14 protein-coding genes are annotated in these 13,639 nt (G+C 54.6%); 5 read left to right on the top strand and 9 right to left on the bottom strand.

Going from position 1 to position 13,639, the window contains the following annotated elements:
* Positions 1 to 3: 3 nt before the first annotated feature.
* The 6 genes from AC2FFF_RS06085 to AC2FFF_RS06110 all read right to left on the bottom strand — a co-directional run bounded on the left by AC2FFF_RS06085 (position 4) and on the right by AC2FFF_RS06110 (position 6,918).
* Positions 4 to 732, bottom strand: coding sequence for an SDR family oxidoreductase (locus AC2FFF_RS06085; RefSeq protein WP_142635527.1), 729 nt, complete (start codon positions 730 to 732; stop codon positions 4 to 6).
* Positions 729 to 2,261: an ATP-dependent DNA helicase gene (locus AC2FFF_RS06090; RefSeq protein ID WP_142635525.1), complete on the bottom strand. Its 1,533-nt coding sequence runs from the start codon at positions 2,259 to 2,261 to the stop codon at positions 729 to 731. The genes AC2FFF_RS06085 and AC2FFF_RS06090 overlap by 4 nt, the downstream gene beginning before the upstream one ends.
* A gap of 61 nt (positions 2,262 to 2,322) precedes the next feature.
* Complete coding sequence (locus AC2FFF_RS06095; RefSeq protein ID WP_281972535.1) at positions 2,323 to 2,961, bottom strand: acyl-homoserine-lactone synthase; 639 nt, start codon at positions 2,959 to 2,961, stop codon at positions 2,323 to 2,325.
* An 82-nt stretch (positions 2,962 to 3,043) separates the two neighbouring features.
* Positions 3,044 to 3,763 carry a helix-turn-helix transcriptional regulator gene (locus tag AC2FFF_RS06100; protein WP_142635521.1) on the bottom strand — a complete coding sequence of 240 codons (720 nt, stop codon included), beginning with the start codon at positions 3,761 to 3,763 and terminating at the stop codon, positions 3,044 to 3,046.
* A gap of 367 nt (positions 3,764 to 4,130) precedes the next feature.
* Positions 4,131 to 5,417: a crotonyl-CoA carboxylase/reductase gene (gene ccrA / locus AC2FFF_RS06105; RefSeq protein ID WP_142635517.1), complete on the bottom strand. Its 1,287-nt coding sequence runs from the start codon at positions 5,415 to 5,417 to the stop codon at positions 4,131 to 4,133.
* 115 nt (positions 5,418 to 5,532) lie between these two features.
* Positions 5,533 to 6,918, bottom strand: a complete 1,386-nt coding sequence (locus tag AC2FFF_RS06110) for a 1-acyl-sn-glycerol-3-phosphate acyltransferase (RefSeq protein ID WP_281972536.1) — start codon at positions 6,916 to 6,918, stop codon at positions 5,533 to 5,535.
* A gap of 129 nt (positions 6,919 to 7,047) precedes the next feature.
* Between AC2FFF_RS06110 and AC2FFF_RS06115 the strand changes: the two genes are divergently transcribed.
* The 3 genes from AC2FFF_RS06115 to deoD all read left to right on the top strand — a co-directional run bounded on the left by AC2FFF_RS06115 (position 7,048) and on the right by deoD (position 10,201).
* Positions 7,048 to 9,030 carry a protein meaA gene (locus AC2FFF_RS06115; protein ID WP_281972639.1) on the top strand — a complete coding sequence of 661 codons (1,983 nt, stop codon included), beginning with the start codon at positions 7,048 to 7,050 and terminating at the stop codon, positions 9,028 to 9,030.
* A gap of 125 nt (positions 9,031 to 9,155) precedes the next feature.
* Positions 9,156 to 9,473, top strand: a complete 318-nt coding sequence (locus AC2FFF_RS06120) for an H-NS histone family protein (protein WP_281972537.1) — start codon at positions 9,156 to 9,158, stop codon at positions 9,471 to 9,473.
* A gap of 17 nt (positions 9,474 to 9,490) precedes the next feature.
* Entirely contained in the window at positions 9,491 to 10,201 is a 711-nt protein-coding gene (deoD, locus tag AC2FFF_RS06125; protein WP_281972538.1) for a purine-nucleoside phosphorylase, read from the top strand.
* Positions 10,202 to 10,240: 39 nt separating this feature from the next.
* Here the strand turns inward: deoD and AC2FFF_RS06130 are convergent, their stop codons facing one another.
* From AC2FFF_RS06130 to AC2FFF_RS06140, 3 genes are all read right to left on the bottom strand, one after another.
* Complete coding sequence (locus tag AC2FFF_RS06130; protein ID WP_142635508.1) at positions 10,241 to 10,438, bottom strand: hypothetical protein; 198 nt, start codon at positions 10,436 to 10,438, stop codon at positions 10,241 to 10,243.
* A gap of 50 nt (positions 10,439 to 10,488) precedes the next feature.
* Complete coding sequence (locus AC2FFF_RS06135) at positions 10,489 to 10,629, bottom strand: hypothetical protein (RefSeq protein ID WP_185956642.1); 141 nt, start codon at positions 10,627 to 10,629, stop codon at positions 10,489 to 10,491.
* Between the two features lie 136 nt (positions 10,630 to 10,765).
* On the bottom strand, positions 10,766 to 11,545 hold the full coding sequence (locus tag AC2FFF_RS06140; RefSeq protein ID WP_142635506.1) for a succinate dehydrogenase iron-sulfur subunit: 780 nt from the start codon (positions 11,543 to 11,545) through the stop codon (positions 10,766 to 10,768).
* A gap of 254 nt (positions 11,546 to 11,799) precedes the next feature.
* Here AC2FFF_RS06140 and AC2FFF_RS06145 point away from each other — a divergent pair, with 254 nt between their 5' ends.
* Together AC2FFF_RS06145 and AC2FFF_RS06150 are read left to right on the top strand one after the other, a co-directional pair.
* Entirely contained in the window at positions 11,800 to 12,771 is a 972-nt protein-coding gene (locus tag AC2FFF_RS06145) for a glycosyltransferase family 4 protein (RefSeq protein WP_281972540.1), read from the top strand.
* A complete protein-coding gene (locus AC2FFF_RS06150; RefSeq protein ID WP_281995216.1) occupies positions 12,764 to 13,630 on the top strand; it encodes an FkbM family methyltransferase in 867 nt (288 codons plus the stop codon). The genes AC2FFF_RS06145 and AC2FFF_RS06150 overlap by 8 nt, the downstream gene beginning before the upstream one ends.
* Positions 13,631 to 13,639 lie beyond the last annotated feature (9 nt).

The following is a 13,639-nucleotide window of genomic DNA, read 5'->3' on the forward strand; positions in this document are numbered from 1 at the left end:
GCCCTATCCACGCCCGATATAGGGCATCGTAGTGGCCATGACGGTCATGAACTGGACGTTTGCCTCTGCAGGCAAAGACGCCATGTGCAGTACAGAACGTGCGGCATCGTCAACAGCCATCGTCGGGTCGGGCTGCTGCCCTCCCGCGATGGCGTTTTCAACCAGGTTTTGCACCATCTGTGTTCGCGCGTTGCCAATATCGATTTGACCACATGCGATACCAAAGGCGCGCCCGTCCAGTGATAGGCTGCGTGTCAGGCCTGTTATCGCGTGTTTCGTAGCGGTGTAATGGACCGAATTCGGACGCGGTACATGCGCGGCGATCGAACCGTTATTGATGATCCTTCCCCCTTGCGGGGCCTGATGCCGCATGATGCGAAAGGCTTCGCGCGCGCTTAGGAACATCCCGTTCAGGTTCACGCTGACGCTCTGGTACCAATCCTCCAACTGGATTTCGTCTATCGTGCCGCCGGGGGCAAAGATTCCGGCATTATTGAATAATACGTCAAGACGTCCCGTCTCATTCTGGAATGTCTCGAAAGCACCCGAAACAGCGGTGGGGTCGGTAACATCGGTCACCAAGGGGATCGCATTCTTGTGCCTTTCAGCCAATTTGCTCAGCACATCCGCGCTGCGCGCCAGCAGCCCGACCGCCCAGCCCTCGGCCAAAAACAGCTCGGCAGTTGCCCGTCCGATACCTGAACTGGCGCCTGTGATTATGATAGATTTCATATCTCTTCGGCCTCCAGGGTCAGCGTCGCCGCCGGAGCCGCGCGCAAGTCATCCACGCGCAACGGATAAGTGGGCTTGGCCAGCCTGTTGCGCACCACCCAAATCAACCTTTCTTGCGCCCGCGTGATCGCAACATAAGCCAGACGTTTCCACAAAGGTTGCCCAGCCTCGGTTCGCCCCATCCGAGCAGCCGCATATATATCCGGCGCAAACACCTGTACCGTGTCCCACTGCGACCCCTGCGCCTTGTGTATGGTCACTGCTGCGCCATGCAAAAAGGTAGCCCCCATTCGCGCAGCAAATGGAATAAACGGTTCTTCCTCATCAGGCATTTCGATTTTGACAATCGACGCTGCGCTGACCTGCGGATCCTCGGCCCCCATCACATGCAGGCGCGAAAACCCCGGTTTTCGTCCTGGCCCCAGATAGATGACCTGAGCACCCTTGATTAGCCCGCGCGCCTCAAGATCCAGCCTTTTCTTGCGGTGCTTCAGCGGCAGTTCGATTCCATCGCAAATCAGCGGCTCTCCCGCCAGAAGCTCGGTGTCGGGTGCAGCGTGAACATTGCGGAAGGCCTGAATCAAGCGAATTCGGGTGGCATTTCGCCAGACCAGAACCGGGCTGCGGGCCATCAGGTCAACTTCAACACGCTGCCCCCAAACAACACGGTCATCCTGTCGGGCGGTCTGTTCGACAAGCCGTTCAAAATCCTCAAACCCCATCTGAGGGTCGGCCAGCGCATGCGCGAGGTCCAGGATCGGGTTGTCTGCCGTCTGCCTGTGGACCCTGTGCAATACCTGCTTTCGCGGCTCGGGCAGCGTCTCAAATACCATGCTGCCAGACTGATTGACCGGGGCGAGCTGCGCCGGATCGCCAAAAAGCAACAGGGTCGGAAAGATCTCTTTCAGGTCTTCGAACTGCCGGTCATCCAGCATCGAGGCCTCATCTACAAAGCCTATGTCCAGCGGCTCCTCCCGACGTTTCCAGCCGGTGATAAAGTCGGACCCACGAAGGCCCGCAGCGGCCAGCGCGCCGGGGATAGACTTGTTGTTCTGATAAAAAGCAGCCGCCCGGTCCAGGGCTTCGTCAGTCAGCCCTTCAACCTCGGGGCGTTCATCGTTGCCCGCCAGCCATTCGGCAATGCGTTCATATTCCGGGTCATAAACCGGCGTATAGAGGATGCGGTGGATCGTGGTCGCAGGCACACCCCGCAGGCGCAAAACACTGGCGGCCTTGTTCGTTGGCGCAAGAATGGCCAAGCTGCGTTTCTCGCGCGCTTTGCGGCTTTCGAAATCACCGGAAACGATCTGAAGACCCGCGTCAGCTAATGCTTTGTAAAGCTCTGCCAGCAGTAGCGTTTTCCCTGAACCCGCCTTGCCGATCACGGCCATCACCCCGGATTCGCCATTGCCGGGCATTTTCAGCAGGGCATCATCATCCAGGTCTACACCAGCAGATTTCAGCATCTCGGAAATGCTGTCATAGGCGGCGGCTTGATCGTCAGAAAAGGTTACTGTGGGTATAGACATGGCGCGACCCTACAGGGCCACGCCAGCTATCGCCAGATATGGAATTGGCTTTCAGACCCCGTCAGGCGGACAGGGCAAACCGGTGTTGCCGGACAGTGCCAAACGCGGCTTTGAACCACATCCTGGACAGCTCACGTGGGATGCCCGCCCGTTCAGCCACCCGATTGCAATCCTCGGGCGAATAGGGCCAGAGCCCAACCGAAATCTGATCACGCCCTTTCCCTCGTGACCCCAGAACGACTGGAGACGATCCGATCAGACGGTAGATCCGAATCATGCGCGCATCAAAGACGCCAGCAATATGGGTCAGCCCGAACCCTTCCATGATTTCGCCGCCACTCAGCATGATGGCACCGGCAGTATGGGCACTGGCCGTTCGTGACAGGCAGAATCGCGTCACCTCCCAGATCAGCGGGCTGTGGACAGGCTTACCTCCTGTCAGATGCCCAAACACCTCATTCACCATGACAGGTCCTGTCGTCGGCAAAACCCGCATCGACCCCCCATGGCTGCCATCCTCTTCTTCCCAGATGACATAGAGCGGATTCAGGTCATCATACTGATCCCGCTCTTCTCCTTTTTCGTCCACGTGAACATCCCAGCCCAGACGTGTTTTGAACTGATCCGCTCGATCCCGGAACATCCCTTGGGCCAAATTCGGAAACTTATGTAGTTCGTCGGCAAACAAATAGCGCAACATGACTTTTCCCCTTGTCGTCCTGTGCAGGAACGAAGGGGGTACAAAGTCGTGGTTAATTTCCCGTTTTTGGCGCGCGCGCTTGTTAAACCACTATTAATCCACGGCTGAGTGCTGTTGCGATGGCATGGGTTGTGTTCTGCGCCCCAAGCTTGGCACGCGCACTTTCAATATAGACACGCAGCGTATGTTCCGAGATTGACAGTGAGTGCGCGACTTGTGCCCGGCTGTATCCAAGCGCCAGCAAGGTCATGGCATCCGTCTCACGAGGCGACAGGCCTCGGGTCGTATCCGGCTGCCTGTCGGTTTCGAACTCCAGAGCCTTTCGGTTAAAGTAATGCGCGATCAAAATCAGCTCGCGGCCATGGGCCTCGATGAAGGACTTCCATTTCTCATCATCACATGAGTGATTCACTGTGAATAAGGCAAACTGGCCGTTCGGCCCCCGGATGGGGATCGAATAACCCTGATTGCCAACCCCATGTTCAAGCGCATCCTGCAAAAAGGCTTTCGCCACTTTTCCAGACCAGTCCAGAAATTTCCAGTCAACCGGGTGGAACCGTTGGAAACACCCAAGGATCACTGGATCTATGCGGTGATAATTCCGCTCCCGGTATCGCTCGGCCCAAGCGTCCGGGTAAGTTGTATAGCCGTATTGATCCCCGGCACCATCAACCCAATGATAGATAAGATGTTCAACCTGCAGCCGGTCGCGCAATCGAACGGCTACATCGCCCAACTCGTCAAGCGTGTTGGTGCTTTCCAAGTCCTCTAGGACCTGACTCATGTCGAGTTGTGTTCCCATTCGCGGGCGCCTGTGCCTTATCTTGCATGGACGCAATCTCGGCCGCTGCGATCAACTTGGTATCATCAAGCTGCTCGGCAAGTGCGGTCAAACCGTTTTCAACAGCGAAGGCGTTGAGGTCCGACAAAACGTCCAGTATCCACTCATTATGCGCCATCTAAAGTCACTCCGAAACGGTTAACGAAGGGTTAACACAACCGTAACATGTGAGATGATTTTAAGCCTATTCACTGGTTTCTACTCCCCAAAACTAGCGGGTCACGATTCTGTAACCCACTGTAATTATTTCCTTATGCCTCTAAATAGATACACCCGCGCTCGCTCGATGCGATTCGCGGGTGCTAATATTCTATTCTTTTTGGGGGGCTCAGCCTTTTGCGTCTAGAACCTCTTCAAGCGTGCGCAAGCCCGTCTGCGGCGCCTGAACCAGAACCGACATGTTGCCTGGTTTATGCTCATTCCGCATCATCTTCATATGCGCGTCGGGCAATTCACCCCAGGCAAACACTTCGGACATGCAGGGATCCAGACGGCGTTCGACCATCAGTTGGTTCGCGGCAGCAGCCTGCTTGAGATGCGCAAAATGCGAACCTTGCAGACGTTTCTGATGCATCCACATATAGCGAACGTCGAAAGTCAGGTTATAGCCGGTGGTACCGGCGCAGATCACAACCATACCACCTTTTTTCACGACAAAGGTCGACACCGGAAATGTGCTTTCGCCGGGATGTTCAAACACCATGTCGACATTCTTGCCTTTGCCGGTGATTTCCCAGATCGCCTTGCCGAATTTGCGCGCCTCTTTGAACCAGTCCGCATATTCCGGTGTGTTTACTGTGGGCAACTGACCCCAGCAGTTAAAGTCTTTGCGATTCAGCACGCCCTTGGCGCCCAGACCCATGACAAAGTCACGCTTGCTTTCGTCCGAGATCACGCCGATTGCGTTGGCGCCTGCGGTATTGATCAGCTGGATCGCATAAGAGCCAAGGCCGCCCGAGGCACCCCAGACCAGAACGTTCTGGCCCGGCTTCAGATCATGCGGCTCGTGCCCGAACAGCATCCGATACGCGGTCGCCAGCGTCAGAGTATAGCAAGCGCTTTCTTCCCATGTCAGGTGCTTGGGGCGCGGCATCAACTGCTGGGCTTGAACATTGGTGAACTGTGCAAAAGACCCATCCGGCGTTTCATAACCCCAGATCCGCTGGCTGTCCGAATACATCGGATCGCCACCATTACAATGTTCGTCGTCGCCATCGTCCTGGTTGCAGTGAATGACAACCTCGTCGCCGACTTTCCAGCGCGTTACTTTCGAACCCACGGCCCATACGATCCCCGAAGCGTCAGAACCGGCGATATGATACGGGGCCTTGTGGCCGTCAAAGGGCGAGATCGGCTTGCCCAGGGATGCCCAGACGCCGTTATAGTTAACGCCCGCCGCCATCACCAGAACCAACACCTCGTGGCTGTCCAGCTCTGGTACGTCCACGACTTCCTGGACCATCGCAGTATCCGGTTCCCCGTGGCGTTCCTTACGGATTGCCCATGCATACATTTTCTTAGGCACAAACCCCATCGGAGGGATTTCACCCATTTCATAGAGGTCTTTTTCCGGCGCGTCGTAAGTTGCGATACCGCTGTCGGTGTCCAGAGCCATGTTGGCCTCCTTATTTCTCATTCCTGTTTGCCGCGATGCAGAAGCGCTTGCGTTGGATGATGAGATATTGGCCTGAAGGAAATAATGCAATAGATTTTGCATCATTTTTGTAATTTTATGACCCAGCGCCTGCAGAAATTTCTTTCGCTGCCGCAGCATCAGGCCAGCCGTCGCCAATCGGGGCTGAGGCTGCATAGTAGTCGAGCAGATCAACCCTTTGCCCGGATTGAGATATTTTCCCACCTTCTCGTTTCAGAATTCTGCGTTCGACCAGCTGATCCAAGGCAGCTGAAACCGCAGACTCATCCTGATCACCCAAAGTTCCGTCACGTTGCAAAAACCCGGTGATCAAGCTTTTAAGCTCGTCTTCGGGCATTTCTCCTTTGGTGCGAACCAGCCAGCACGCTGCAGGAACAGGCGCCTGCGGAATCGCTTCTTTGATCCGTTGCATGAGTTCGCGCGCGAGATCAGTCATCACATCGTCATGGGCGGTGCGGAATTCCTTCAATGAAATAGGGTGACCATATCGCACCCCAGCAAATCCAAACCGCTGGTAGCGACCGGTCAGACGCCTACCTATCTGTTTCAACATCCACCCAGTTATGACCCCGATCCGGGCACGAAATTGCCTTTGATTGCCGAGTGCGGCCTTGGTCAGGATCGTATCTTCAAGAACCCGGTCATAGTTTAGCGCAACGGGAACAAACACCACATCCGCCCCATCCGCGCTGGCACCATCGATTATGTATTTCAAAAGCCCCAGCTTGGGGCGTGCCATAGCCCCCGTCAGGCTCAGCCCGCCTTCGGGGAACATAGCCTGTGTGACACCGGCATCGGTGGCATGCCGGACATAGCAGGCCAATACCTGACGATAGAGTTCGCTGCCGGACTTGCGGCGAATAAAATAGGCCCCCATCGCACGAATCAACCGACTGAGCGGCCAAACACGCGCCCATTCGCCAACAGCATAAGACAAAGCCGATTGCTGGGCCGCCAGATAGGTGACCAGCACATAATCCATGTTGCTGCGGTGGTTCATCACAAAAACAACTGTCGCATTTGGATCAATATCTTTCAGGGCATCTTCATCCTGATAACTAAGCCGTACATCATAAAAGGCGTTGCTCAGAATCCGCGCCAACCGGATGGCGATACTGAAATAGGCAACGGCGGAAAAAGAAGGCACGATCTCGCGCGCATACCGCTGGGCCTGTTCAAAGGCGACCGCTTCGGGGATGCCTTCTTCACGTGCGTGCTGCTGCACGGCCTGCCCTACTTGAGGATCATAGATCAGGCGTTGAATCATATCGTGGCGTCGGGCCAGCTTGAACGGCTGTATCGGGCGCTGCAGGCGCGTGTTCAGGCGTTTGACCGCGCGCTCCAACCTACGACGAAAAAACCACCGCACAGACGGAAACAGAAAATGCGAGGCCAGTGTGACCGCGGCGAATACCAGGATCAACAAAAACAGCCAAAGCGGAAGTTCCACGGTCTGTGTCATAAATGCACCCTGCCACCAATCGCTGCATCCCACAATCGGCACAACCGGAAATGCCGCGACGCAGCGAATTGACATGTCCCGAAAATTGCGCTTTAGAACCCATGAACGTAATTTTCTTGCCCACCCGCAATACGAGGCCCAGTTATGACGCAGACGCAGAAAGATCGCCCCTGGCTCATCCGAACCTATGCCGGTCATTCCACCGCCAAAGCGTCCAACGCGCTGTATCGCGGGAATCTGGCCAAGGGTCAGACGGGTCTGTCAGTGGCCTTCGATCTGCCGACGCAAACCGGCTATGACAGCGATCACACGCTGGCACGCGGCGAGGTTGGTAAAGTGGGTGTACCGATCGGCCATCTGGGCGACATGCGGGTTTTGTTCGACCAGATCCCGTTGGAACAGATGAACACGTCGATGACGATAAACGCCACGGCTCCTTGGTTGCTAGCGCTCTATATAGCGGTTGCCGAGGAACAGGGCGCGGACGTGTCGAAACTGCAGGGCACGGTTCAGAACGATCTGATCAAGGAATACCTGAGCCGCGGCACCTATGTGTGTCCGCCGAAACCGTCGCTGAAGATGATCGCGGATGTGGCCGAGTATTGCTATTCCAATGTGCCGAAATGGAACCCGATGAATGTGTGTTCCTATCACCTGCAAGAGGCCGGCGCGACGCCGGAACAAGAGCTGGCCTATGCGCTGGCCACAGCCATCGCCGTGTTGGATGAGCTGCGCCCGCGCGTCCCAGCCGAGGATTTCCCAGCATTGTGCGGACGGATTTCGTTCTTTGTGAATGCCGGCATCCGCTTTGTCACCGAGATGTGCAAAATGCGCGCCTTTGTGGATCTTTGGGATGAAATCTTGCAACAACGTTATGACGTAGAAAACCCGAAATTCCGCCGCTTCCGTTATGGGGTGCAGGTGAACTCACTGGGACTGACCGAGCAGCAGCCGGAAAACAACGTCTACCGTATCCTGATCGAAATGCTGGCGGTGACCTTGTCGAAAAAGGCCCGTGCCCGCGCGGTTCAGCTGCCCGCATGGAACGAGGCCCTTGGCCTGCCCCGCCCGTGGGATCAGCAGTGGTCGATGCGGATGCAACAGATTCTTGCCTATGAAACCGACCTGCTGGAATATGGCGATCTGTTCGACGGCAACCCGGCCGTAGACGCCAAAGTCGAAGAATTGAAACAGGGCGCGCGGGCCGAACTGGCGAACCTGGATTCGATGGGGGGTGCTGTCGCTTCGATCGAATACATGAAGTCCCGTTTAGTCGATTCCAACGCAGAGCGCCTCAACCGGATCGAGCGCAACGAGACCATTGTGGTCGGCGTGAACAAATGGGTCGAGGGCGAGCCCTCACCCCTGGAAACCGAAGACGGCGGCATCATGGTCGTTGATCCGGCAGTAGAGCAGGAACAGATCAACCGCCTGAACGAATGGCGCACCGAACGGGATGGCGCGGCAGTTGCAGCAGCGCTGGCCGCTTTGCGTGAGGCCGCACAATCCGGTGCGAATGTAATGGAACCGTCAATCGTCGCCGCCAAGGCTGGCGTCACCACCGGCGAATGGGCCGAAGAGATGCGCAAAGTCTATGGCACATATCGCGGCCCGACCGGCGTTTCCGGCTCGGTCTCAAACAAAACCGAAGGGCTGGAGGACTTGCGCTCGGCCGTTGACGCGGTCAGCGACAAGCTTGGACGTCGCCTGAAATTCCTGGTCGGTAAGCCCGGCCTGGACGGTCATTCAAACGGCGCCGAACAGATCGCCTTCCGCGCCCGCGATTGCGGCATGGACATCAGCTATGACGGCATCCGTCTGACACCCGAGGAAATTGTGGCCGCCGCAATCGAGGACAAAGCCCATGTGATCGGCCTGTCGATTCTGTCCGGCAGTCACATTCCGTTGGTTCAGGACGTTCTGAACCGTCTGCGCGAGGCGGGCCTGAAACATGTTCCTGTTGTTGTCGGTGGCATTATCCCAGATGACGATGCTGAAAAGCTCAAAGCGATGGGTGTGGCCAAAATCTACACGCCAAAAAACTTCGAGTTGAATGCAATCATGGGCGACATAGTTTCCTTGGTTGATCCGCAAAACCTGGCCGCTGAATAACCGCCGATTTGCCACCCATTTTCCCCGTATCTATCGCCTTCGCGAAAGGGATAGATAATGGATGCTTTTAGAACTACGGTGACTCTTCGGGGACATTGTAATTCGGTAACATCAGGGGAATGTAAATGGGAATGAATCTCGAAAAGATGACGCGCAATGAACTGTTGGAATTGCGTGCCAATGTAGATGTGGCGCTGAAAGCAGCCGAAAGACGTGATAGGAAAGAGGCTTTGAAAGCCGCTCAGAAAGCCGCAGCGGAATTTGGGTTTTCCCTTTCCGAACTTTCTGATGGGTCCTCGAGATCTCTTAAGATTTCGAAAACAAAAGCAAAATACCGAAATCCATCCAACCACGATCAAACCTGGTCGGGACGCGGTCGCAAGCCGCATTGGGTACACGAAGCTTTGAAAGCCGGAGCGGATATTTCGGATATGGAAATCTGAATGGAATTGATAACGAAATGACGATTCATATAGGCGCCGAAAAAGGCGAAATCGCTGAAACAGTTCTTTTACCCGGTGATCCTTACCGGGCAAAATGGGCGGCAGAAACTTTTCTGGATAACGCCAAACTGGTGAATGACGTGCGTGGCATGTTGGGCTTCACCGGAACCTGGAAAGGTAATCCGGTCACGATTCAAGGCAGCGGTATGGGAATGCCCTCGCTGTCAATTTACGTGAATGAATTGATCCGCGATTTTGGCGCCAGAACTTTGATCCGTATTGGGTCATGTGGCGGGATGCAGGACAGTGTGAACATTCGTGATGTCATTTTGGCGATGACTTCGACCACGCTCAGCACGCCGTCTCGGGGGATCATGAAAGAGCTCAACTTTGCACCTTGCGCGGATTGGAGCCTGTTGCAGGCCGCCTTTGAGGCTGCGGCAAACAAAGGAACACCAACTCATGTTGGCGGGATTTATTCCTCGGATGTGTTCTACGATGAACGTCCCGATCTGAACGAACAGATGGTGCGTCACGGCATTCTGGGCGTCGAAATGGAAGCCGCCGAACTTTACATCCTGGCCGCGCGCCACAAGTGCCGGGCCCTTGCCGTGCTGACCGTTTCCGACCACTTGCTGACAGGAGAAGCTCTGCCATCGTCCGAACGTGAAAGCAGCTTTGGCGACATGGTTGAGATCGCACTTCAGGCGGCGTTTCCAAAGGCTTAGAAAACGGGTTGGGGCAGGGTCGACCCTGTCCCGCATCGGCTATCCACCGGTCGATCCCTTTAAACACTGCTTGGGGCTTTCCGCCCCATCGGTCTGAGCACCGCAAAACGAACAGACCCATTGCCCTTCTTTTCGGTGCTGGCGCCAACGGCATTCACGCGTCAGTGACGAAGTACGGGCGCGCCACAGAAAATAGGCGAATACGGCGGCGGCAAGAAGCAGAAGAAAAACAGGCATTCTCCTGCTTTGCTGATCAGTCGGTTGTTTTCAAGCCCTGCAATCGCAGATCAGGCAGCATTTGCGTATTCGAACAGCTCTGGCATCCGCTCTGAAGTGGGGATTACCGTTTCCGGCGTATAATAGGCCCATGCCTGTTCCAGCAATTCCAGGGCTTCGGCGGCATCAGCGGAGTTGGTTTTGGTTCTCATCGGAGTGATCCCATTGTGACATAATCACTCCTCCCTGAGCCAAACATAGGACAGGCTGCAGGCGTTCACACCACATATTCTTGCAAATGGGAATTGCACCTGCCGCAACAGAGCAGGCACATGGATCAAGCCCGCCTCACACCGTGCGTTCGACCATCATCTTTTTGATCTCGGCGATTGCCTTTGCAGGGTTCAGACCCTTCGGGCAGGTCTTGGCGCAGTTCATGATCGTGTGGCAACGATACAGCTTGAACGGATCTTCCAACTCATCCAGGCGCTCACCCGTTGCCTCATCTCGACTGTCAATGATCCAACGATATGCATGCAGCAGAGCCGCCGGGCCAAGATAGCGGTCGCCATTCCACCAATAACTTGGGCACGAGGTCGAGCAGCTGGCACACATCACACATTCATAAAGACCATCCAGCTTTTTGCGGTCTTCAATGGATTGCTTCCACTCTTTCGCAGGCCGGTTGGTCTTGGTTTCTAGCCAGGGCATGATGCTTGCGTGCTGGGCATAGAAATGGGTCAGGTCCGGAATCAGGTCCTTGACCACAGGCATATGGGGCAAAGGATAGATTTTCACATCGCCCTTGATCTCATCCATGCCATAGATACAGGCCAGCGTGTTGATCCCGTCGATATTCATCGCACAGGACCCACAAATGCCCTCGCGACAAGACCGGCGGAAGGTCAAGGTTGGGTCGATCTCATTCTTGATCTTGATCAGCGCATCCAAAATCATCGGACCGCAGCTGTCCATATCGACGAAATAGGTATCCACCCGGGGATTTTGACCGTCGTCAGGATTCCAGCGATAGATCTGGAACTTGCGCACATTCGTCGCGCCCTCTGGCTTGGGCCATGTCTTTCCGGTGGTAATCCGAGAATTTTTTGGCAGGGTGAGTTGTACCATTTCCGACCTCGCTAAATTCCCGTGTATAGATACACGCTGCAAGTGCGAAAGCCAACCATTTAGCCTTGAAAACAGTCAATAAAGATGGGTGATTTCACCTTTACATTGAGCTTATGTGCATGGAGTCTGCACCCGAGAAAGCAAAAGCTGAGTGCCGTATGCAGACACGAGTATTGAATATTCCCTACGGCACCAAAAACCCCTATCAAAACATGATGTACAGCGCATGCGAACCAGAGTTTTCTCTAGCTGCAATGAAACAGCTGAACTTTGCAGAGATTGCGAAACCAGAATTTCAGACCGAACACGGAATCCTGCATATCCAATGGGATGACAGGCTGTTTCCGATCAAGGATGGTGAAGATTCCGCGAACAACGCCCTGTTTCAAGATGCCGTGTCGGGACTTGAACTGTATAAATCAAACGGTGGTCGCGTCATCTGGACCATTCACAATCGCACCGCGCATTCAGCGCGTGAGGGCAACGATGGATTTCACGCAGCGCGACGCAAGTTGGCGGAGCTGGTCGATATGATCCATGTCCATACCCCAAATGCGCGGCAACATATGATCGCCCAATATGACGCGGAACCGAATAAGATTTGCCTGATCCCTCACCCAAGCTATCTAGGCGTTTATGAAAGCGCCGAAATCACGCTTGCACGCCTGATGCAACCACGCAATCAGACCCATTTTTTGACATTTGGCGCGATGCGCGGAAACCGCGAGTTGGACCGGCTTCATTTCGCCATCCGGAAGCTAACCAACAGGGGTTTCGACTTTCATATGTCAGTGGTAGGCCGAGTCTTTCGGCCCAGTCGGCGATTGGTACGACGGCTGGACGCCATTTCAAACGTAACCGTGATAGGCGAACGCGTAGAAGATGAGGCTATTCCGAGTGTTTTTTCCCAAGCTCACGCCTATGTTTTGCCATCTACACAAACCTTCACCTCTGGAACCGCAATGCTTGCCATGACCTTCGGCTTGCCAGTTGTCGCTCCGGACATTGAACCCCACCGGCAGACGACCCCGGAATCCTGTCATGATCTACTGTATCCGGCACAAAACCCACGAGGCCTGATCCGCATGATGATGAAGGTGATGGAAATGTCCGATTCAGAACTCGCTGAAAAACGTAGGGCGTGCTTCGAATTCGCTCAGGAACGCGCGCCAGAGCGGATCAGCCGCAAGTTGGCCGAAGCGCTTACGGTTCTAAGAAATGGATAATCTTTTCAGCGCCCGCATTTCTGCTTTGTACAATCTTCTGGATTTGACCAGTTTTGTACGCATTGCCGATATTGGCGCCAATCCAATGCGCCATGACGCCCCTTACCGTGATTTGCTAAAGAACGACCTCTGCAATGTCGTCGGTTTTGAACCTCAGGAAGACACGATGAAAGAGGTCGTCCGCAATAAAGGTGCAAATGAAGAGTATTTCAACTTTGCAGTCGGAGACGGCAAACCGGCCTTGTTGAATATCTACAAGGGCTCGGGTTTGACATCCTTGCTGAAAATAAGGGAAAAAACACTTTTTTACCTACGTGGCCTACGCAATGCTGCAAGGCAAATTGGCAGTATGGAGATGCAAACCCAGCGGCTGGATGATATCGCAGGTTTGGGTCCAGTGGATTTTCTGAAAATTGACATTCAGGGTGCCGAACTTTCGGTGTTTACCTCGGCGGAAAACACGCTGAAAAATGTCGCCGCTATACAGACCGAAGTATCGTTTTTTCCATTGTACGAGAATCAGCCAGGTTTTGGCGAGGTTGACACATTTCTCAGAAAATTGGGGTTTTTGCCCCATAGTTTTGCGCATATCGAGAACAGGCTGGTCGTATCGAAATGGTCGGGAGTTCTTTCGGACTTTGAATCGACACAAATGCTGGACGGGGACATTATCTATCTCAGGGACTTGTCTGATCCTGCAGAGCTGAACAGCCAGATACTAAAGCGACTGGCAATTCTAACCGAAGGTGTTTTTGGGTTCACAGATGTCAGCCTGAAAATTCTCGACATATTGGCACAGCGTCAGGAAATCTCTGAAGCCGATGTGAATCAGTACATTGAAACATTCATCTCGCCATAGCCGATTGGC

The organism is Ruegeria sp. YTSA226, from assembly GCF_059609905.1.

Excerpts from the sequence above, each read along its gene's own strand:
- AC2FFF_RS06085 (WP_142635527.1), bottom strand. The coding sequence starts at position 732 with ATGAAATCTATCATAATCACAGGCGCCAGTTCAGGTATCGGACGGGCA.
- AC2FFF_RS06090 (WP_142635525.1), bottom strand. The coding sequence starts at position 2,261 with ATGTCTATACCCACAGTAACCTTTTCTGACGATCAAGCCGCCGCCTAT.
- AC2FFF_RS06095 (WP_281972535.1), bottom strand. The coding sequence starts at position 2,961 with ATGTTGCGCTATTTGTTTGCCGACGAACTACATAAGTTTCCGAATTTG.
- AC2FFF_RS06100 (WP_142635521.1), bottom strand. The coding sequence starts at position 3,763 with ATGGGAACACAACTCGACATGAGTCAGGTCCTAGAGGACTTGGAAAGC.
- ccrA (WP_142635517.1), bottom strand. The coding sequence starts at position 5,417 with ATGGCTCTGGACACCGACAGCGGTATCGCAACTTACGACGCGCCGGAA.
- AC2FFF_RS06110 (WP_281972536.1), bottom strand. The coding sequence starts at position 6,918 with ATGACACAGACCGTGGAACTTCCGCTTTGGCTGTTTTTGTTGATCCTG.
- AC2FFF_RS06120 (WP_281972537.1), top strand. The coding sequence starts at position 9,156 with ATGGGAATGAATCTCGAAAAGATGACGCGCAATGAACTGTTGGAATTG.
- deoD (WP_281972538.1), top strand. The coding sequence starts at position 9,491 with ATGACGATTCATATAGGCGCCGAAAAAGGCGAAATCGCTGAAACAGTT.
- AC2FFF_RS06130 (WP_142635508.1), bottom strand. The coding sequence starts at position 10,438 with ATGCCTGTTTTTCTTCTGCTTCTTGCCGCCGCCGTATTCGCCTATTTT.
- AC2FFF_RS06135 (WP_185956642.1), bottom strand. The coding sequence starts at position 10,629 with ATGAGAACCAAAACCAACTCCGCTGATGCCGCCGAAGCCCTGGAATTG.
- AC2FFF_RS06140 (WP_142635506.1), bottom strand. The coding sequence starts at position 11,545 with ATGGTACAACTCACCCTGCCAAAAAATTCTCGGATTACCACCGGAAAG.
- AC2FFF_RS06145 (WP_281972540.1), top strand. The coding sequence starts at position 11,800 with ATGAAACAGCTGAACTTTGCAGAGATTGCGAAACCAGAATTTCAGACC.
- AC2FFF_RS06150 (WP_281995216.1), top strand. The coding sequence starts at position 12,764 with ATGGATAATCTTTTCAGCGCCCGCATTTCTGCTTTGTACAATCTTCTG.